The sequence below is a fragment of the Krasilnikoviella flava genome, from assembly GCF_900167525.1.
Lineage (GTDB): Bacteria > Actinomycetota > Actinomycetes > Actinomycetales > Cellulomonadaceae > Isoptericola > Isoptericola flavus.
This window is the reverse complement of the sequence record NZ_FUZQ01000001.1, coordinates 594,366-612,523: the sequence shown is the minus strand read 5'-3', so window position 1 is coordinate 612,523 and position 18,158 is coordinate 594,366. Positions and strand designations below refer to the sequence as shown.

19 protein-coding genes, 1 tRNA gene and 2 pseudogenes are annotated in these 18,158 nt (G+C 74.8%); 10 read left to right on the top strand and 12 right to left on the bottom strand.

Annotated features, from left to right (window positions below; all coding sequences use genetic code 11):
• Nucleotides 1–126 precede the first annotated feature (126 nt).
• A complete protein-coding gene (locus B5Y66_RS02555; protein WP_245806879.1) occupies nt 127–4,710 on the top strand; it encodes a hypothetical protein in 4,584 nt (1,527 codons plus the stop codon).
• Between the two features lie 48 nt (nt 4,711–4,758).
• Complete coding sequence (locus B5Y66_RS22120; protein WP_139820681.1) at nt 4,759–4,962, top strand: transcriptional regulator; 204 nt, start codon at nt 4,759–4,761, stop codon at nt 4,960–4,962.
• A 132-nt stretch (nt 4,963–5,094) separates the two neighbouring features.
• Here B5Y66_RS22120 and mscL read toward each other — a convergent pair whose 3' ends face one another.
• Entirely contained in the window at nt 5,095–5,505 is a 411-nt protein-coding gene (gene mscL / locus B5Y66_RS02550; protein WP_245806878.1) for a large conductance mechanosensitive channel protein MscL, read from the bottom strand.
• Between the two features lie 103 nt (nt 5,506–5,608).
• The gene (locus tag B5Y66_RS02545) at nt 5,609–6,382 is read right to left on the bottom strand and encodes an SAF domain-containing protein (RefSeq protein WP_079570515.1); all 774 of its coding nucleotides are present in this window, start codon (nt 6,380–6,382) and stop codon (nt 5,609–5,611) included.
• A 159-nt stretch (nt 6,383–6,541) separates the two neighbouring features.
• Here B5Y66_RS02545 and B5Y66_RS23220 point away from each other — a divergent pair, with 159 nt between their 5' ends.
• Nucleotides 6,542–6,721 (top strand): hypothetical protein, encoded by a 180-nt coding sequence (locus tag B5Y66_RS23220; protein WP_322788689.1) that lies wholly within the window; start codon nt 6,542–6,544, stop codon nt 6,719–6,721.
• A 14-nt stretch (nt 6,722–6,735) separates the two neighbouring features.
• Here the strand turns inward: B5Y66_RS23220 and B5Y66_RS23215 are convergent.
• Nucleotides 6,736–6,876, bottom strand: a pseudogene (locus tag B5Y66_RS23215) (FmdB family zinc ribbon protein); the annotation flags it as partial.
• Nucleotides 6,877–7,117: 241 nt separating this feature from the next.
• On the opposite strand from B5Y66_RS23215, the gene B5Y66_RS02535 reads away from it, so the two are divergent.
• Entirely contained in the window at nt 7,118–9,712 is a 2,595-nt protein-coding gene (locus B5Y66_RS02535; protein WP_322788688.1) for a penicillin acylase family protein, read from the top strand.
• Nucleotides 9,713–9,795: 83 nt separating this feature from the next.
• Nucleotides 9,796–9,891: pseudogene (locus B5Y66_RS02530) on the top strand (CGNR zinc finger domain-containing protein); the annotation flags it as partial.
• A gap of 3 nt (nt 9,892–9,894) precedes the next feature.
• Here B5Y66_RS02530 and B5Y66_RS02525 read toward each other — a convergent pair.
• On the bottom strand, nt 9,895–10,563 hold the full coding sequence (locus B5Y66_RS02525; protein WP_079570507.1) for a 5-formyltetrahydrofolate cyclo-ligase: 669 nt from the start codon (nt 10,561–10,563) through the stop codon (nt 9,895–9,897).
• 112 nt (nt 10,564–10,675) lie between these two features.
• Between B5Y66_RS02525 and B5Y66_RS02520 the strand changes: the two genes are divergently transcribed.
• The 3 genes from B5Y66_RS02520 to B5Y66_RS02510 all read left to right on the top strand — a co-directional run bounded on the left by B5Y66_RS02520 (nt 10,676) and on the right by B5Y66_RS02510 (nt 12,846).
• On the top strand, nt 10,676–11,317 hold the full coding sequence (locus B5Y66_RS02520) for a GNAT family N-acetyltransferase (RefSeq protein WP_079570503.1): 642 nt from the start codon (nt 10,676–10,678) through the stop codon (nt 11,315–11,317).
• Between the two features lie 101 nt (nt 11,318–11,418).
• Nucleotides 11,419–12,723: a hypothetical protein gene (locus B5Y66_RS02515; protein ID WP_139820680.1), complete on the top strand. Its 1,305-nt coding sequence runs from the start codon at nt 11,419–11,421 to the stop codon at nt 12,721–12,723.
• Nucleotides 12,724–12,773: 50 nt separating this feature from the next.
• Nucleotides 12,774–12,846 (top strand) — tRNA-Ala (locus tag B5Y66_RS02510).
• 76 nt (nt 12,847–12,922) lie between these two features.
• Here the strand turns inward: B5Y66_RS02510 and B5Y66_RS02505 are convergent.
• From B5Y66_RS02505 to B5Y66_RS02480, 6 genes are read right to left on the bottom strand one after another with little or no spacing between them, the layout of a single operon-like run.
• Nucleotides 12,923–13,510 carry an Asp23/Gls24 family envelope stress response protein gene (locus B5Y66_RS02505; protein WP_079570496.1) on the bottom strand — a complete coding sequence of 196 codons (588 nt, stop codon included), beginning with the start codon at nt 13,508–13,510 and terminating at the stop codon, nt 12,923–12,925.
• Entirely contained in the window at nt 13,507–14,067 is a 561-nt protein-coding gene (locus B5Y66_RS02500) for a DUF6286 domain-containing protein (protein ID WP_139820679.1), read from the bottom strand. Before B5Y66_RS02500 ends, B5Y66_RS02505 begins: the two co-directional genes overlap by 4 nt.
• A complete protein-coding gene (locus B5Y66_RS02495; protein WP_079570491.1) occupies nt 14,064–14,513 on the bottom strand; it encodes an Asp23/Gls24 family envelope stress response protein in 450 nt (149 codons plus the stop codon). The genes B5Y66_RS02500 and B5Y66_RS02495 overlap by 4 nt, the downstream gene beginning before the upstream one ends.
• A complete protein-coding gene (locus tag B5Y66_RS02490) occupies nt 14,506–14,685 on the bottom strand; it encodes a DUF2273 domain-containing protein (protein ID WP_079570488.1) in 180 nt (59 codons plus the stop codon). The genes B5Y66_RS02495 and B5Y66_RS02490 overlap by 8 nt, the downstream gene beginning before the upstream one ends.
• Nucleotides 14,686–14,693: 8 nt before the next feature.
• Nucleotides 14,694–15,080 (bottom strand): Asp23/Gls24 family envelope stress response protein, encoded by a 387-nt coding sequence (locus B5Y66_RS02485; protein WP_079570485.1) that lies wholly within the window; start codon nt 15,078–15,080, stop codon nt 14,694–14,696.
• A complete protein-coding gene (locus tag B5Y66_RS02480; protein ID WP_245806877.1) occupies nt 15,077–15,634 on the bottom strand; it encodes an Asp23/Gls24 family envelope stress response protein in 558 nt (185 codons plus the stop codon). Before B5Y66_RS02480 ends, B5Y66_RS02485 begins: the two co-directional genes overlap by 4 nt.
• Nucleotides 15,635–15,799: 165 nt before the next feature.
• On the opposite strand from B5Y66_RS02480, the gene B5Y66_RS02475 reads away from it, so the two are divergent.
• Together B5Y66_RS02475 and B5Y66_RS02470 are read left to right on the top strand one after the other, a co-directional pair.
• The gene (locus tag B5Y66_RS02475; protein WP_079570483.1) at nt 15,800–16,360 is read left to right on the top strand and encodes an RNA polymerase sigma factor; all 561 of its coding nucleotides are present in this window, start codon (nt 15,800–15,802) and stop codon (nt 16,358–16,360) included.
• Nucleotides 16,361–16,440: 80 nt separating this feature from the next.
• On the top strand, nt 16,441–16,821 hold the full coding sequence (locus B5Y66_RS02470; RefSeq protein WP_139820678.1) for a hypothetical protein: 381 nt from the start codon (nt 16,441–16,443) through the stop codon (nt 16,819–16,821).
• 47 nt (nt 16,822–16,868) lie between these two features.
• Here the strand turns inward: B5Y66_RS02470 and B5Y66_RS02465 are convergent, their stop codons facing one another.
• Together B5Y66_RS02465 and B5Y66_RS02460 are read right to left on the bottom strand one after the other, a co-directional pair.
• A complete protein-coding gene (locus B5Y66_RS02465) occupies nt 16,869–17,513 on the bottom strand; it encodes a YrhK family protein (RefSeq protein ID WP_245806876.1) in 645 nt (214 codons plus the stop codon).
• 86 nt (nt 17,514–17,599) lie between these two features.
• Nucleotides 17,600–18,142: a sugar O-acetyltransferase gene (locus B5Y66_RS02460; protein WP_079570474.1), complete on the bottom strand. Its 543-nt coding sequence runs from the start codon at nt 18,140–18,142 to the stop codon at nt 17,600–17,602.
• Between the last annotated feature and the right edge of the window lie 16 nt (nt 18,143–18,158).

The window sequence follows — 18,158 nt, the reverse complement described above, 5'->3', positions numbered from 1 at the left end:
GACCCCCCGCCGAGGGGGCGTCTACGTTCCCGCCCTCGGCGGCTTCGGGTGGATTCGACAGGCGCAACCGCCGTAGGTCGGCGTGCCGGTGCTCCCGACGAGCCGCGGCCGTTCTACCGTGCTGGCGTGAGAGCCGCCCGACGACCCACCGCCACGACCGCGGTCGACCCCTCCACCGGGGCACCCGCCGCGCCGGCCACGTCCCCGCGGACGCGTCCGGACGGCGGACCCGCGGCGCAGGCCGACACCCCCGACCCCTCTGGTGCCGAGGACGGCGCACGGCACGACCCCCGACCGTCCGGGGCGTCGTCCGCGGGCTCGGACGGCCGTCGGACCGCGGAGAGCGCGTCGTCCGCGGCAGCCGCCGCGGTCGAGACGGCCACGCGCCGCTGGCGCGCCTCCCTCGTGGAGATGGTGGGCGGCTCGTCCCTGTCCGACGTCGGCCTGCTCGGCGAGGCGATCGTCGACCTGTCGAAGGCGCACCCGAACGGGGTGGCGGGCCTGTTCGCCGGCCGCCCCACCCGCCTGTCGAACCTGGTGCGCGAGGGCGAGGCCCTGCCGGCCGCGCGCCGTCGCGCACGGGCGGTGGCGGCTCGCGCCGCGGAGCACGCGTCCCGCTACGGCGTGGCGCCCACGTACCTGGCGATCGGCGTCGCCACCTGGACGGAGCACGACGACGGCCCGGAGGTCCCGTTCGGCGGCGGCGGCCCGCAGCGGCACGACGTCGCCGCGCTCGCGCGGGTCGCGTCGTCGGGCACCGCCGCCGAGGTTCCCGGTGCCGCGGACGACGGCGACCTCGCCGCAGAGACCGGGGCTGCGGAGGGTGGCGCCACCGACGGCACGGAGACCGCCGGCGACGGAGCCGCTCCGCACGGGGCAGCGGCGCACGGTGCCGGACCGGGCCGGGCCGCGAGCGACGACGGAGATGCCGAGGGCCCCGCGCTGACGACGTCGATCCCCGTCGTGTCGATGGCGTCCCGCGAGCCGGCCGCCGCGCCGCGCGCGACGCCGTCCGACCCCGACGCCGCGGCTCCCGCGGGCCGTGTGGTGCACGCGCCGGTGGTGCTGCGCCCGGTGACGCTCACCCCGCGGGGCGACGGCGGCGCCGACTACGACCTGACGCTCGAGCCGACGGTCGAGATCAACCCGGTGGTGGCGCGCACCCTGCGCGCGCACGGGGCGCTGCTGGACCCGGCGGCGCTCGCCAAGGCGACGTTCACTCTCGCCGGCTTCGACCCGACGGACGTGCTGGCCCGCGTGGCCGCGCTGGGGGAGGCCGTGCTGGACGACTTCCGCCTGGACCGCCGCGTGCTCGTCGGCACGTTCGTCCACCCCGGCCAGGCCCTCGTGGACGACCTCGACCAGCTGGCGCCGTCGCTGCACCGGCACGAGGTGGTGGCGGCCCTGGCCGGCGTGGACGACGCGGCGCAGCGGCTGTCCGCGCTCGAGCTCCCCGCCCTGCGGCGGGGCGACGCCGACCCGACGCGCGAGCGGGGCGTCGGCGACCTCGACCCGCAGCAGCGTTCGGTGCTGGACGCGCTGGCGACCGGCGGGCACCTGTTCGTCGACGCGCCCGTCGGCTCGGACGTCGCGGGCACGCTCGCGGCCGTCGTCGGCGAGGCGACCGCGGCGGGCCGCTCCGTGCTCTACGTGACGGGCCACCGGCGCGCCGCGGACCGGCTGGCGCTCCGCCTGGAGTCCCTCGGCCTGGAGAGCCTGCTGCTCGACGTGCCGCCCCACCCGACGTGGCGCGAGGACGTGACCCGCCGGCTGCTGTCCGCGATGGCGAGCGAGCCCGAGCAGGTCGACGTGGACGGCGCCGCGCGCGTGCGCGACGCGCTGATCGGCACCCGTTCCCAGCTCACGGGCTACATCGAGGCCCTGCACCAGCCGCGCTCGCCGTGGCAGGTGTCCGCCTACGACGCCCTGCAGGCGCTCGCGAGACTCACCTCCGAGCGGCCGGCGCCCTCGACCACCGTGCGGCTGGCGTCGGAGTCGGTGCTCGCGCTGACGCCGGAGCGGCGCCGCGAGATCGCCGCCGGCCTGGAGCGGGCCGCCGCGCTGGGCGCGTTCACGCTGCGTCCGTCGTCGACCCCCTGGTACGGGGCGCACCTCATGTCCGACGACGACGCGCGGCAGGCGCTGCTGCGGGTGGAGCGCCTGCGCGACGTCACGCTGCCGCAGCTGCGCCGCCAGCTCGCCTACACGGGCGAGGTCACCGGCCTGACGACGCCGACGACGGTGCGCGGCTGGGGCGAGCAGCTCACGATGCTCGGCGGCATGCGCAGCACGCTCGACCTGTTCCACCCGATGGTCTTCGAGCGCACGGCGGCCGACCTGGTGCAGGCGACGGCGTCGCGACGCTGGCGGGCCGAGCACGGCATCGAGATGGGCTGGTTCGCGCGCCGCCGGTTGCGCAAGCGCGCCAAGGACATGGTGCGGCCGGGCGTGCGGGTGCCGAACCTGCACGAGGCCCTGGTGCAGGTGCAGGAGCAGCGGGACGTCTGGGCCGAGCACGCGCAGCGCGGCGGCTGGCCGACGCTCCCCGAGGGTCTCGCGTCCATCGAGGACACGTACGAGGCGGTGCGCATCGACCTGGAGGCGCTCGAGCCGGTGCTGGCGCCGACCACCCTGGGCGGCCACCTGCTCGACCTCGACCTGGACGGCCTGGCCGAGCGGCTGCAGCGGCTCGCGGGCGACGCGGACGCGCTGGCCGTGCTGCCGGAGCGCACCAGCCTGCTGCGCGCGGCGCGCACCGCCGGCGTGGGCGACCTCGTGGACGACCTCACCGACCGGCGGGTGCCCGGCGACCTCGTCGCCGCGGAGCTCGAGCTCGCCTGGTGGTCGTCCGTCTTCGAGCAGCTGCTCGCCGCCGACCCGGTGCTCGCCGGGCAGGACGGCATCGGGCTCGACGCTCTCGCCCGCCGCTTCCGCGACCTCGACCGCGAGCACCTCGCCGCCCTGTCCCAGCCCGTGCGGGTCGCCGCGCGGGCGCATCTCGGGGCGGCCATGCGGGAGGACCGCGACTCCGCGGAGGCCCTGTTCACCGAGCTCATCGAGGGCCGGATGACCACGCTTCGCGACCTCGCGGAGCGGCACGGCGACATCCTGCGCCGCCTGCGCCCCGCCCTGGTCGCCACGCCCACGCTGGTGCCGCACCTGCTGCCGGAGCACCGCACGGCCGACGTCGTGATCCTCGACGCCGTGCAGCACGTGCCCACCGAGGTCGTGGTGCCCGCCGTCGCGCGCGGGCGGCAGGTCGTGGTGGTGGGCGACCCGCGGTCGGCGTCCGGCTCCAGCGTGCACGAGCTGTCCGCGCTGCTGCCCACGGTCACGCTCCAGCCGCACGAGCACAGCCGGGACCCGGAGCTGACGCGGGTGCTCGCCGCGCACGGGTACGAGGGTCTGCTGCGGCCGGCGCCGCTGCCGCGGGCCGAGGCGCTCGTGCACCTCGACGTGGTGGAGGGCACCGGCATGCCGGACCCTGTCTCCGGCACGGTCGAGAGCACGCAGGCCGAGGTGGACCGTGTCGTCGAGGTGTCGATCGAGCACGCGCTGACCCGCCCGGAGGAGACGTTCGCGATCGTCACGGTGACAGCCGCGCACGCCGACCGGGTGCGCGAGGCCCTGCTCGCCGAGGTGCGGGCGAACCCCGCGCTGGCGCCCTTCTTCTCCGGCTCGCGGCCCGAGCCGGTCGTGGTCGCGGACATCACCGGCGTGGCGGGGCTGTCGCGCGACACGGTGCTGCTGTCCGTCGGCTTCGGCCGGACGCCGCACGGCCGCGTGCTGCACCGGTTCGGCGTGCTCGGCGAGGCCGGGGGAGAGGCCATGCTGGTGGGCGCGCTCGGCGCCACCCGCAAGCGGCTGCACGTCGTGTCCTGCTTCACGGCCGACGCGCTCGACCCGGAGCGGCTGCGCAGCGCCGGCCCGCGGCTGCTGGTCGAGACCCTGGAGCTGGCCGAGCGCCGCTCCGGTCTCGCCGACCAGGTGCGGCTCGGCAACGGCGTGGACGTCGGCCGCGCGCCCGACCGGCTGCTCGTCGACCTCGGCGAGCGGTTGTGGAAGCTCGGCTACCTGGTGGAGACCGACTACGGCGCCCCGGACGGCGACCGCATCCCGCTGGTCGTCGGGCACCCCGACCTGCCGGGCGAGCTGCTCGTAGCCGTGCTCACCGACGACGCCGCCTACGTCGCGGAACCGTCCGTGCGCGTGCGCGACCGGCAGCTCGCCGAGCGGCTCGAGCGCCTCGGGTGGGTCGTGACGCAGGTCTGGTCCGCGGCCGCGTTCCTCGACCCCGATGGCGAGGCCGACCGCGTGCGCCGCCTCGTGCAACGCGTGCGCGACGAGCGGATCGGCACCGCCGGCGGCGTGGTCCCCCCGCGCGAGGTCGTCGTGCCGGTGCTCCCGGAGGAGGACGAGACGCCGGTGGACCTCGGTGTCGCGTCCGACGTCGTCGAGGCGGTCGCGGAGGAGGCCGAGGTAGTTCCGGACGACGCCGAGGTAGTTCAGCAGGACGGCGAGGTGGTTCCGGACGACGCCGAGGTAGTTCGGGAAGCCGGCGAGGTAGGCCGGCAGGACGACGAAGTCGTACCCGAGGACCGTGAGGTAGTTCCGGAGGATCCCGAGGCGAGCCTTGAGGTCACCCCGACGACGGACGAGGACCCGACGACGGACGAGGACCCGACGACGGAGCCCCGCACGGAGGCGTGAGCCGCTCCCGCCGGTGCCGGTGGGCGACGTGTGGCGGAGAATGGGCGCGTGAGCGAATCCACCGAACCGGCACGCCCGGCGCCCGGCTCCCCGCCGAACGACGCGAGCGCGCGGCGTCCGCGCCGTCGCGTGGTGCGGCAGGGCGCTGAGCAGGAGACCGTGCTCGGCGAGACCGCCGACGACCGCGGCGGGCACGACGACAACGACGACCGGCTGCTGCGGGACGTCCCGCCGCACTGGGGCCGACGCTGACGACGCCGTCGGCCCGCCTGGAGACACGGTCTCGACGGGCAGGGCCGGCGGCGTCGGACGCCTGAACCCGACGACCGGCTCGATCGCGACGACGAGCGGGTGTCGGTACGGCGGGCGTCAGTCAGGCGGGCGTCAGTACGGCGCGCGGCCGGACTGCGCGGCGAGCAGGTCGCGGATCTCCTGCAGCAGCACGGTGTCCTGGGCGAGCGGCGCCGGCTCCTCCTCCTGGCCACGGGCGCGGCGCGCGGCGAGGTGGTTGAGCGGCGCGACCACGATGAAATACAGGGCGGCGGCGACGATGAGGAAGTTCAGGACGGCGTTGAGGAAGACGCCGATACTGAACGTCGAACCGTTGATGGCAAAAGACCAGACCTCGGAGATGTCCGGTTGGCCGAAGATTGCGGCGATGAGCGGGTTGATGATGCCGTCGAGCAGGCCGGTCACGACCGCGGTGAACGCGCCGCCGATGACGATGCCGACCGCGAGGTCGACGACGTTGCCCCGCATGACGAATTCCTTGAACCCTGCGAGCAGGCTCTTCACGTAATCCCCCTGAGTGAGTGGTGCGCCGGGCGCCCCGGCGCGGGCTGACGGTCGCCGATTCTCGCCGGGGAGACGGCACACTGCAAAGCCTGGCGCGGGCGCGTCATCGCACGAGCACCGCTCCGACGGTGCCCCACCCGGACGCGGCGGACACCCCGGGGGCCTCGTCAGCGGCCACGGCGACGAGGGTGACGCCCGTGCCCTCCGGCGACCCGGTCGCGCCACCCAGGAGGCCGCCGGAGGTGGTGCGGTCGGTGCCCGCCGGCCGGGGGAGGACGAGGGCCCGCCGCGCGAGGTAGGCATGGTCGCCCGCCGCGTCGTCGTCGCCGGTGCCGGCTGCCTCGCCCGTCACGACGAGGTCGACACGGTCGCCGGGGCGCAGCCATCCCGCCGCGACGTCGTCGAGGCGCACGGGCACGACGACGGTGCCCTTCGGGGCCCGTGCCACGACGCCCCCGCCGGGCAGCAGCTCGGGGTGGAGCGGGAGCCCGGCGGGCACGACGGTCGCGGGGGTGAGCCCGACGAGGTCGGCGGGGTCGGTGGCGACGCCGTCGGGGGCGAGCTCGGCGGCGACGGGCACGGTGGTGAGGTCCGCGGCCGTCACAGGCTCGCCCGCCGGGAGCGCGTGCGCGGGGACGACGACGTCCACGGTGGGCGGCGGTGCCGGCCGCACGGCCTGGACGACGGCGGCGGCCGCGAGGCCGCAGCACGCGGCGGCGAGCAGGAAGCGGGTGCGCCACAGGAGGGACCGCAGCCGGCGCGCGAGGGGTCGGCGTCCGCCGGGCGCGCCCTCCTCGGGCCGCCGGCCGGGCGGTCCGGAGGACCCGTCGGGGCGACGTCGGGCGGAGGGGCGGGTGAGCGTGTCGGGCAGGGGCATGCCGCGACGCTAGGTCGCGGGGCCGCTCGGCCTCGCAGATTCGGGGACGACTGTGGACGACGCGTGCCTGGGGGCAGCGCTCGTGGCCCGGCATGCCGCGGTCGCGACCTCGCCCGGGCGGTGCTGCCCGGGCGGAGACCCGGTCAGGAGGAGGCGGCCTTGGACGAGCTCGACGACGTCGACGACCCGGACGACGAGCTGCCGGAGCCGCTCGACGTGCCTGGAGAGCTCGAGGAGGAGGTCGACGAGGAACCGGACCCCTTGCCCGACGACGTGGAGCTCGCCGACGTGGTCGAGGCAGAACCCTTGCCGGACCCGGCGCGCGAGTCCGTGCGGTAGAAGCCCGAGCCCTTGAAGGTCACACCCACCGAGCCGTACTGCTTGCGCAGCTGGCCGCCGCACTCGGGGCAGACGGTCAGCGAGTCGTCGGTGAACGACTGGTGGACGTCGAAGGCGTGGCCGCAGTCGGCACACCGGTACGCGTAGGTGGGCACGTGATCTCCTCGGGGCGGACGCCAGGATCCCGCCGCAGCGGCGCGATGCTGGCACTCAGGTGATGCGAGTGCCAAGCATACGCCGGACGGTAGTCTCGCCTGCGTGTCAGCGACCGCCACCCCTGCAGAGCCCGGAAACCCGTCCGACCCCGACCCCTCGGCGGACGTGACGGAGAGGGAGGAGACACCCCCTCGCCGGTCGCGGCTCCGCAGCGCCGTCGTCGGCGTCGCCGTCGTCGTGGTGCTGGCCCTCGTGGCCACGACGGTCTTCACGGTCGTCACCCTGCGCCGGCCCCTGCCGGAGCACGACGGCTCGCAGCAGGTGCCGGGCCTCACCTCCGCCGTCGAGGTGCGGCGCGACGCGCAGGACGTCCCGCAGGTCTACGCGGACACGTCCGAGGACCTGTTCCGCGCCCAGGGCTACCTGCAGGCGCAGGACCGTTTCTTCGAGATGGACTACCGCCGCCACGTGACGGCCGGGCGGCTCGCCGAGCTGGTCGGCGACGTCCCGGCCGCCATCGAGGCGGACAAGGTCACCCGCACGTTCGGGTGGCGTCGCGTGGCCGAGCAGGAGTGGAACCTCATCTCGGACGAGTCGCGCGCCTACCTGCAGGCTTACGCCCAGGGCGTCAACGCCTACCTCGAGAACCGCGACCCGGAGGAGCTCGGCGTCGAGTACACGGTGCTGGGCGCGCGCGTCGACGTCGCCGAGCCCGAGCCGTGGGACCCGGTGGACTCCCTGGCGTGGCTCAAGGCCATGGCCTGGGACCTGCGCGGCAACTACGACAGCGAGCTCGACCGCGCCCTCGCCTACAGCACCCTCGGCGAGACGGATCTCGTCGACGAGCTCTTCCCGGCCTACGACGAGAGCGGAAACCGCCCGGTGCTGCGCAACCGCGACCTGGCGAACGAGCGCCCCGCCACGTCCGGCACGGAGGGCCAGGACGCCGCCGACACGGCGTCCGAGGCCGAGCTGACCTCGGCGCTCACCGGCCGCGCGACGGGCGAGGTCGGGGGCGGCGAGGCGGCCACCGAGGCGCTGGGCACCGCCGTCGACTCCGCCCGCACGGCCCTGGACGCGGTGCCGGTTCTGGTGGGCCGGGGCGACGCGGCGGGCTCCAACTCGTGGGTCGTGTCGGGGGAGCACACGGCGTCGGGCGAGCCGATGCTCGCCAACGACCCGCACCTCGAGCTGTCCGCGCCCGGCATCTGGTCCCAGGTGGGCCTGCACTGCAACGAGGTGAGCGCCGAGTGCCCGTTCGACGTGGCGGGCTTCTCCTTCGCGGGCTTCCCGGGCGTCGTCATCGGGCACAACGGCGACCTGGCGTGGGGCCTGACGAACATGGGCGCCGACGTCACCGACTTCTTCATCGAGCGGGTGCGCGGCGACACGTGGCTGAAGGACGCCGCCGCGGAGCAGTGGGAGCAGCTCGACACGCGCACGGAGACCATCCGGGTCGCGGGCGGCACTCCGGTCGACCTCACGGTGCGCAGCACGGAGCACGGGCCGATCGTCTCGGACGTGCTCGACGTCGGGGACGTGGTGGGCTCGCCCACCCGAGAAGGCACGGAGTTCGGCGAGTACGCCGTCGCCCTGCAGTGGACGGCGCTGCAGCCGGGCCGTACGGCCGACGCGGTGTTCGCGTTCGACACGGCGCAGGACGCCGACGACATCCGTGCCGCGGCCGCGCAGTTCGAGGTGCCGGCGCAGAGCATCGTCTTCGCCACCACGGACGGGCACATCGGGTACCAGGCGCCGGGCCGCATCCCGGTGCGGTCGACGGTGAAGGGTCCGGTGCCGTCCGACGGCACCTGGCCGCGGCCCGGCTGGGACCCGCGCTACGACTGGCAGGGCTGGGTGGACGGCGACGACATGCCGCGTGCCCTCGACCCCGAGGAGGGGTTCGTCGTCGCGGCCAACCAGGCGGTGCTGCGCGACGGGTCGGGCCCGTACCTCGCGGACGACTGGGACTACGGGTACCGGTCGGAGCGCATCCGCACCCTGCTCTCGGACCAGATCGCGGCGGGCCGGCCGTTCACCGCGCAGGACATGAACCGCATCCAGAACGACGACTGGTCGCCGTTCGCCGAGGCGCTCGTCCCCGCGCTGCTGGACATCGACGTGGACGACTCGTTCGGGGCGGCGGGGCAGGAGCTGCTCGCGGACTGGGACTACCGGATGGACGCCGACTCCCCGGCGGCCGCCTACTTCGCGGCCGTGTGGCGCAACCTCCTGCAGGAGGCGTTCTGGGACGACCTGCCGCCGAGCATGCGCCCCGACGGCGGGTCGCAGTGGCTGATGGTCGTGAGGTCGATGCTCGACCGCTCCGAGGACACGTTCTGGGACGACCGCACCACCGCGAACGTCGTCGAGTCCCGCGACGAGATCCTCACGCGGGCCCTGATCAGCGCCCGGCGCGACCTCACCGTCGAGCTGTCGAAGGAGCCGTCCGACTGGGACTGGGGCACGCTGCACACGCTGCGCCTCGAGCACCCGGTGCTCGGCGGCTCGGACGTGCCGAGCCTCGTGCGCGACCTCGTGAACCCGGACCCGGTCAAGATGCCGGGCGGGTCGTCCATCGTCAACGCGACCGGGTGGGACGCCGGCACCGGCAGCTTTGCCGTGACGACAGGTCCGTCCATGCGGATGGTCGTGGACATGGCCGACCTCGACGCGTCGACCTGGGTCACCGTCACCGGGGTGTCCGGTCACCCGGCGTCGAAGCACTACGACGACCAGCTCGACGAGTGGGCCGCGGGGACGACGTTCGACTGGCCGTTCTCCCGGGAGGCGGTCGAGGAGTCGGCGAAGACGCGGGCCACGCTCGTGCCGTGACCGCCGCGCGGTCGCGGGCGGTGGCCTGAGCGTCGACGAGCCCCGGACGTCCTGACGTCCGGGGCTCGTCGCGCTCGCGGTCAGGAGTCCGCCGCGTGTGGTGCTCGATGGCGACGTGCGGCAGCCGGTTGAAGGCCGCGGCGTACCGCGCGCGACGCAAGGCCGGCGCGGACGCTTGAGGCTCAGGCCCCCGGCGCGGGGGTGGGCAGCTCCCGCCAGCCCTCCGGGGTGACGACGGCGTGCACGGGCACGTCGTGCCCCTCGGCCGGCAGGGGGTGGGTCGCCGAGTCGTAGAACTCCTCGGGGAAGACCAGGGCCACGACGGGCACGCCGGGGCGGCGGATCTTCAGCAGCCGGTCGTACCAGCCGCCGCCCTGACCGAGGCGGACGCCGCGGTCGTCGACGGCGAGGGCGGGGGCGACGACGACGTCGGCCTGCGTGATCGCCTCGGCGCCGAGCGCCGGCCCGCTCGGCTCCGGCGGGCGGCCGGGGGCGCGCTCCAGCAGGTCGTCGGCGTCGGCGTACTCCGCCCAGTCGCGGGCCAGGCCGGCGCCGAGCACGGGCAGCAGGACGCGGGCACCGCGCGCGGCGAGCTGCTCCAGGATGACGTGGGTGCCCGGCTCGGTGGGGCGGGAGACGTAGGTCGCCACGACCTGCGCGTCGCGGACGGCGGGCACGGTGGCGAGGACGTCGGCGAAGGCGTGCGCGGCTGCGTCGCGCAACCGCGGGGAGCGCTCGGCGCGATGGGCACGGATGGCCCGCCGGAGCTCCTCCTTGGCGTCCGCGGCCTCCATCCCGGCGACGACGGGGTACGGCTGGTGTGCTCTCGATCCCTTGCGGTCGCCGTGCATGGGGCCATTGTGGCAGGGTCCCGTCCGGGGAGTCCCGGCGCGCGCCGGTGACGCCGAGAACCGGCTCTCGCCCGCGGGCAGGGGCGGGAGCGTCGGGACGGAACGAGGTGGCATGACGCACAAGCTCGCCCGGGGTTGGGTCGTGTCGCGGCCGTGGCCTGTGACGCTGCGCGAGGACGGGCCCTCCGGCACCGTCGTGCTGCGACCGCTGCGCCGCAAGGACGGGCCCGAGTGGCTGCGCCTGCGGTCGGCGAACGCGAGCTGGCTCGAACCCTGGGAGGCGACCTCGCCGGGGGAGCGGCCCTCCGCCTCGACGTTCGGCGACTACCTGCGCGCCCTGTCCACGCAGGCGCGGGCAGGGACCACGCTGCCGTTCGCCGTCGAGCTCGACGGCGCGCTCGTCGGCCAGCTGACCGTCTCCCAGATCGTCCACGGCTCGCTCTGCTCCGCCAGCATCGGGTACTGGGTGTCGCAGGACGTCGCGGGGCGGGGTGTCACCCCGACGGCGGTCGCCATGGCCGGCGACTACTGCATCGCGGTGCTCGGGCTGCACCGCATCGAGATCAACATCCGCCCCGAGAACGCGCCGAGCCTGCGGGTCGTGGCCAAGCTCGGCTTCCGGGACGAGGGCGTGCGGGAGCGCTACCTGCACATCCAGGGGCGGTGGCGCGACCACCGCACCTTCGCCCTCACGACCGAGGACGTGCCGGAGGGGCTGCTCGCGCGCTGGCAGCGGGTCCGCGACGGCGACTGACGGCGAGGACGGCGGGCTCGACCGGCTCCCGGCCGGTCCGACAACGGACACGCCGCGACGGCGTGCGTCGGCGCGGTCGTCGCGTCCCCTACCGTCGTGACGTGGAAACGTCGGCGGCAGGACTCGCAGTGCTCGCGCTGTTCGTCCTGTGGCTGGGCTTCTGGGTGCCGCACCGGCTGCGGCACCGTCAGCAGCTGCTGGACTCGCGGGTGGACGACAGGTTCTCCGGCGGGCTGCGGGTGCTGGCGGTGGCGGCGGACGCGGGCGGCGCGCGCGGGGTGACGACCCCGGTCGGCGGCGGGCTGCCGCTGCTGGTGCCCGGCACGTCGCCGGAGGGCGGACGAGGGGAGCGACCGATGGGTCTGGACGACGACAGGGGCGTGTCACGTGCCCTGACGGCCCCGCACGCCGCGGTGGGAGACCGCCCTCGTGAGTCCCGCCTCGCCCTGCTCGAGCAGCGCGCCGCCCGGGCGCGCCGCCGGCTCCTGCTGACCGTCCTCGTGCTGCTCCTCACGGTGGGCGCCTGGGTCGTCGTCGGCCTCGGCCTCGTGAGCTGGTACGCGGCGGCGGCGCCCACGGCGCTGCTGCTCGTCGTGCTCGTGCTGGGCCGGGTCGCGGTGGTGCAGGCACGGCGCGCCGACGCGCGCTGGACCGCGGAGCGCAAGGCGGCGCGGCAGCAGGCGACGCAGGCGCGAGCCCTCGCGAACGGCGGGCCGCACGCGCCGCGCAACCGCGCACGGGTGACCGGCCACGCCGTGCGCCCGTCGACGACGCACACGCAGATGATCCCGCGGGTGACCGCACAGGGCGTCGACCAGCAGCCCCCGGCGCGGCCCGCCGCTCGGGCGTCGCGCCGCCCGGAGCCCGCGCCGACGGCCCGCGTGAGCGTCCCGGTGGACGGCGCACGCGGCGGGGAGAGCGCGGAGCCCGAGCCGGCCGACGTCCACCGCGCGTCGTCGGAGCGCGTCGTCTTCGACGTCCGCGCCGACGAGCCGGCGGCACTGCCGGACCCGGTCGTGGTCGTGGACCCGGGGGCGGGCGTCCCGGCCGGTCCGCCGCCCGTCGGCAGCGAGCCGTGGGAGCCCGTGCCCGTGCCGCTGCCCACGTACGTCACCAAGCCTGCGGCCCCCCGGCGCGAGCCGCGGCCGCTCCCGGCGTCCGGCACCGGTCGCACCCTGTCGGCGGGGGACACCGCCCGTGGCGCGGCGCTCGCCTCGACCATGCGGGCGGCGCTCGGACCGACGGTCACGCCGGCCGGCGTGACCGGCGCCGACCGGGCTCCGGGCACGGTCGGCGGGGCGTCGTCGGCGGTCGACCTGACCGCCGCGGACGAGCCGCGGCCCCGCACCGAGACGCTCGGTCTGCCGCTGGACGAGATCCTCGCCCGGCGTCGCGCGGCGGGCTGATCCGATTTGGCGACCTGCCCTGACAGGGTGCTAATGTTGGCACCGCTCTCGGGGCTATGGCGCAGTTGGTAGCGCGTCTCGTTCGCAATGAGAAGGTCGGGGGTTCGAATCCCCCTAGCTCCACCGGCTCAGGGCCGCTGACTTCCGGGTCAGCGGCCCTTCTGCTTTCCCGGGGGCCCGACGAAGGGCGCGAACTCCCTCAGCCGACGCGGGCGGTGCGGTCTCGGCGACGCATGGTCCGGAAGGTGACGGTGGTGCGTGAGCGGAGCCTGTCGTCGGGGAGGACGGTCGCCGCGTCCGCGAGGAGGCCGTCGATGCTGCCCGCGAGCTCGGGCAGGTCGGTGGCCGGGTCAACGGTGACGCGAAGGCTCAGCACGAGCTCGGCCCCTTCGTCGTGGAGGGTGGCGGAGGCTCCGTGCACGGACGGGATCTGCTGGGCGGCGTGGGCGGTCGCCTGGGCGACGGCGCTCCGGGAGATGCGGAGGCGCGCGGCGCGCGTGGATCCGGGCAGATCTTGTTCGTGCGCCGAGCGGGTGGGCAGGTGCGCCAACATCCACCACAGGGAAACGACGGCAAGGAGAACGGCGATCGCACCTGTCGCCCAGGGCCACCCCGCCTGGGAGATGGTGTCGGCGGCGGCGGTGGTGTCGATCGAGGCGGGGACGTCGTCGAGGAGTTGCGCGAGGGTTCCGGTGGTCCACAACAGCGCGACGACGCCGACGGTGATCAGGACGAGGCCCGCCACGGCTAGCAGGACGCGGTCGAGCCGCAGGACGGTGCGGTTCATGATCGTTGCCCTTCGCTCGCTCGCACGGTCAGGCGTGGTGGGCGTTCCAGTGCCGACAGCTGGCGGGTGACCTCGTCGTGGACGTCGGTGAGGATGTCCGGGGATCCGGTCGAACGGACCGTGACCCGCACGGCGCGCCGGTTGACCGTCGTGCTGGTGTCAAGGACGCCGGGCACGTCACGGGCGGTGGCGTCCACCCAGCGGGCGATGGCGCGTGACCGGAGGTGGATGCCGCTGGCCGCGAGGATCCGCCGGGTGGTGCGTGGGCGGGGGCGGACGGCCTGCCACAACAGCCAGAGGCCGAGCAGGGCAAGGATCACGCCACAGATCCCGATCCATGCCTCGGGCCGCAGGCCGTCCAGGGCATCCACGGCCGTGGCTATCCAGCTGGTGCCTTGCCCGCGCGCGGCCACGAGGGAGGCTTGTCCGGCGAGGACTGCGACACCCAGCAGCGCCAGCGCCACGACGAAGGCCCACGATGTCAGGGCGAGCCCGGCCCGAGGGGACCTTGCCGGTACCGGGACCTGCTTGCTGCGCTCTGCGCCGGGTGCGCTCATCGGACTCGCTGCTCCCGGGGTGAGCCGGCCGACCGCTCGAGCTCGGACCGGTCCACGATGCGTGCGACGGTGGCGCGGATCTCGTCCACGCTCACTCCGGCGAGCGTCTCGAGCTGGTCGGTCACCGCTTCGCACACTTGTCGGGCGACCTGCGCGGCCGGGTACGGCCACACCAGCGCGATCTCGAGCAGGACGCGGGCGCGGCCGCTGGATCGGGTGCAGACGACCTGCGGATACGTCCTGCCCAGGGCGCGCCCCAGGGTCCCTGCGGTGGCGGCGACCGGCGCGACGCCAGGGACGCCGAGCACGGCGGTGCGGGCGACCTTCTCGACCACACGGTCGTCGATGCGGAGCTCACCCCGGTCCCGGATGTCGACAGGCTCGGCCGCCGAACCCGCCGGTGGGCCGTCGGCCGGTGCCGTCCGGGTGGTCGACGGATCAGACATGGCGTCGGCCCCGGAAGGCGGCGCCGAGGTCGATGCGCCCTTCGATCTGGGCCGCGACGATCCATCCGACGCCCCCGAGCACGACGGCGAGGACGAACCCCCAGAAGCCTCCGAGGATCGCGGCGATGGCCAGCAGGAGGCCCGTGAAGAGACCGATCGTGGACACAGACATGCGCTCTCCTAAGACGATGCGCGCTCGGGGCGCGGACGGTGGGTGGGTGGGGCCTCGACGTCCTCGACATACACGCGCACCGGTCCGGAGACCAGTTCGCGCACGGCCTCGTGGACGTCGCGTGCGACCGACGGAATGGGGTGCCGAGCGGAGACCACGAGATGCACCTCGGTCTCATCGGGGCGTAGTCGCACCCCGGTGACGGCGCGCCCCGGCAGGTAGGTGGCGACCTCGCCGAACACCCCGGCATGCAGCCGCACCACGCCTGGCACGGCGAGCACCGACGCCGCGACCCGATCCGCCAGATCGGCCTGGTCGCGGTCGCCCTCGTCGAGGTCGAGGTCGGGGACACGGCCGGACGACGACGACCCGAAGCCCGTCGGCGGGGTGGTCATCGAACCCGCCCGCCACCGTCGTCGCCGGCCTGCTCGCGCTGCCCCCGTGGGTCGGGGCGCGGCTCGTCGTCGTCGGGCAGGTGGACGTCGTTGACGTTGATGTTGACCTCGGTGACCTCGAGTCCGGTCATGCGCTCGATCGACGTGATGACGTTTCGCCGGACGGCCTGGGCCAGGTCGGCGATCGAGACGCCGTAGTCGGCGACCAGGTCCAGGTCGACGGCAGCCTGACGCTCCCCGACCTCGACGCGGACGCCGGAGGTGGCGTCGCTGCCGCTACCGGGGATGTACTCGCGGATGGCGCCGAACGCCCTGGACATGCTCCCGCCGAGCGAGTAGACGCCATGGACGTTGTGGGTCGCGATGCCCGCGATCTTGGCGACGACCTGGTCGGCGATCGTCGTGCTGCCATGCGCGGAGGTCAGCGCCGACGTGCGCTCCTCGCCCTGGCGCGGCGGATGCGCCGGACCGTTCTCCCGGACCTGTGGTCCGGCCCCGGGCGTCGGTGATCCCGTCGCCGGTGATCCCATCGTGGGCGCGTTGTGCTCGCTCATCCTTGACTCCTCATGCTCAGGATGGCCTCGCCATCCTCCCGGGCGATCTGCAGCGGTCAGCAGTGAGTGCGGCCGCAGCGACCATCCGTCACACCGAGCGAATGTGATCTAGGTCACATCGCGTCGGCCCATGCGGGGCCATGGGGTCGTCGTTACCGTCGAAAGGTGGAAGCCCACGGGGCCGACGCAGGGAGCGTGACCGACCTGGTGCTCGCGCGCAGGGCTGCCCTGCGCGACCGAGAGGCGTTCACCCTGCTCGTCGACCGGCACGGCCCCGCGCTCTACCGGTACATCCTGCGGATGGTCCGGGATCCCGAGGTCGCGGCCGACTGCGTGCAGGACACTCTCGTGGCGGCGTGGACCGGGTTCGCAGGCTTCCGCGGCGAGTCCACCCCGCGCACCTGGCTGTTCGGGATCGCCACCCGCCAGGCGTATCGGCACCGCAGCCGCGCCGCGCACCTGCCGGGCGCTCTGCCGGACGACGTGGTCGAGGCGTCGGCGCGCCAACCCGACCAGGACGCGGCGGATGCCGCGCTCGTCGAAGCCCTCGACATCGCCTTGCTCGGTCTGCCACCGTTGCAGAGGTCGTGCTGGCTGCTGCGCGAGGTCGAAGGGCTGCAGTACGCGGAGATCGCACACATCCTCGGCACGACGCACGGCACGGTGCGCGGACTCCTCCATCGGGCCCGCGCCACCTTGGCCGACGCGATGAAGGGATGGCGATGAGCGACGACGTCGTCCTCGGGCGCGCCATCGGCGCGTTGCGGCGACACACCGACCAGGGGTGGGTCCTCGTACGGGAGAACGTGCTGCTCAAGGCCCTCTCAGCCTTCCGTCCCTCGGCCCCGGTACGTGGGCGCACCGCCACGCCCACCGGGCCGGTCGACTACTTCGTCGTCGCCGACGTCCTGGTCGCGGCCCTGCGCGAGACTCTCGCTGCGGTGCCGCACGTCGAACCCCTCACGATCACCTGTTCGACCGACGACCACGACCGGCTCACGTCGGTCGTGGTCGAGATCGTCGCCGCGTTCGACGAGCCCCTCCTGCCGCTGGCTGCGACTGCACGGAAGGCCGCTGCCGCCCGCCTGACAGCCCTTCTCGGAGACCTTGCGCCCCACGCCGATGCCATTGCCATCGATGTCGCCATCACGGACGTCACCGAGGACACGAGCGACCCCTGGACGTGAGCGAACCCTGGACGTGAGCGGCCTTCGTCGTCTTCCGAGCGCTCGGGTTACGCCGCGCGGCGCGAGAGCAGCGCCGCGGCGAGGAAGCAGGCAGCCCCGAGGAGGGTCCCGGCCTGGTCCCACCAGGCACTGAGGTAGGCGCCCGTGGACGGCTCGACGTACGCCCCGACGGCCGACGCGCCGAACGCCACGGACCCGACCGCGTTGAGCCAGGTGCCGTGCCAGGTGCGCGCGTCCAGGTCCCACAGGTGCCCGCGGTCGCGGGTCGCGACGATCGCGAACGCCGAGGAGACGAGGAACGCGACCGAGCCGTAGGCGTCGGGGCGCCACCCGGCACCGAGGAGCTCCGGGTCGGTGACAGCGGCGGCCAGGGCGGCGCCCGTGCTCACGTTGAAGCACACGGTGCCGACGAGCTGCACCGCGGCGGCCCACCAGTCCCACCGGTCGGCGGGATGCGTGCCGGCGCGGGGTGGCCGGCGGCCGCTCAGGCTCAGCTGGACCACCGCCGCAGCCGTGAAGAACACCGACCCGACCACGAACGTCGTGCCGACGGCCACCGGGCCCACCGTGTCCGCGTAGGGCGGGAGCGCGCCGACGAGGAAGCACAGCGACCCGACGGCGAAGCCCCAGGCCTCCCGGCGCAGGCGGCGGCGGGAGGTCGTGATGGTGTCGGTTCCGCCCCCGTCGGACACCTCTGCAGCGTAGGAACGTGTTCGGGCCGCCCACAACCGACGGATGGCAATTCACCCGGGGCGCCGCGGCGGTGCTGCTCGCCGGCTCACCAGGTGCGCCGCACGGCCGCCTTCCCGCCGGTGACGAGGCTGCGGGGCGGCACGTCGTCGGCGACGACGGAGCCGGCGGCGATCACGGAGTCCCGGCCGATGCTCACGCCGGGCAGGATGGTGGCGCCCGCGCCGATCCACACGTTCTCCGCGACGTCGATGGGGCCGCCCGTCAGCCACACCTTGCGGTCGTCCGTGTCGACGGGGTGGCCCACGGTGATGAAGGTGACCCGCGGCGCCACCATGACGCGCTCGGCCAGCCGGATACCGGCGTAGTCCAGGAACGTGCAGTTCTGGTTGACGAACACCCCCTCGGCGACGTCGAGGTTCAGCCCGTGGTCGGTGTAGAAGGGCGGGTAGACCGTCACGCGCGGGGGCAGCGGGCGGCCCAGGAGCTGCGCGAAGAGCTCCGCCTTGCCTGCCTCGTCGTCGAACGGCAGCACGTTGAGGCGGGAGGTGAGCTCGGTGGCGCGCAGCACCCGCTCCGACATGGCCCGGAACTCGGGGCCGTGGATACGCATGAGGAGGTGGCTCGGCATCCCCCGATCGTGCCGC

What these genes read in the sequence shown, in the direction of transcription:
- B5Y66_RS02545 (WP_079570515.1), bottom strand. Translation starts at nt 6,382, where the DNA reads ATGCCCCTGCCCGACACGCTCACCCGCCCCTCCGCCCGACGTCGCCCC.
- B5Y66_RS02525 (WP_079570507.1), bottom strand. Translation starts at nt 10,563, where the DNA reads ATGCACGGCGACCGCAAGGGATCGAGAGCACACCAGCCGTACCCCGTC.
- B5Y66_RS02520 (WP_079570503.1), top strand. Translation starts at nt 10,676, where the DNA reads ATGACGCACAAGCTCGCCCGGGGTTGGGTCGTGTCGCGGCCGTGGCCT.
- B5Y66_RS02505 (WP_079570496.1), bottom strand. Translation starts at nt 13,510, where the DNA reads ATGAACCGCACCGTCCTGCGGCTCGACCGCGTCCTGCTAGCCGTGGCG.
- B5Y66_RS02500 (WP_139820679.1), bottom strand. Translation starts at nt 14,067, where the DNA reads ATGAGCGCACCCGGCGCAGAGCGCAGCAAGCAGGTCCCGGTACCGGCA.
- B5Y66_RS02495 (WP_079570491.1), bottom strand. Translation starts at nt 14,513, where the DNA reads ATGTCTGATCCGTCGACCACCCGGACGGCACCGGCCGACGGCCCACCG.
- B5Y66_RS02490 (WP_079570488.1), bottom strand. Translation starts at nt 14,685, where the DNA reads ATGTCTGTGTCCACGATCGGTCTCTTCACGGGCCTCCTGCTGGCCATC.
- B5Y66_RS02485 (WP_079570485.1), bottom strand. Translation starts at nt 15,080, where the DNA reads ATGACCACCCCGCCGACGGGCTTCGGGTCGTCGTCGTCCGGCCGTGTC.
- B5Y66_RS02480 (WP_245806877.1), bottom strand. Translation starts at nt 15,634, where the DNA reads ATGAGCGAGCACAACGCGCCCACGATGGGATCACCGGCGACGGGATCA.
- B5Y66_RS02460 (WP_079570474.1), bottom strand. Translation starts at nt 18,142, where the DNA reads ATGCCGAGCCACCTCCTCATGCGTATCCACGGCCCCGAGTTCCGGGCC.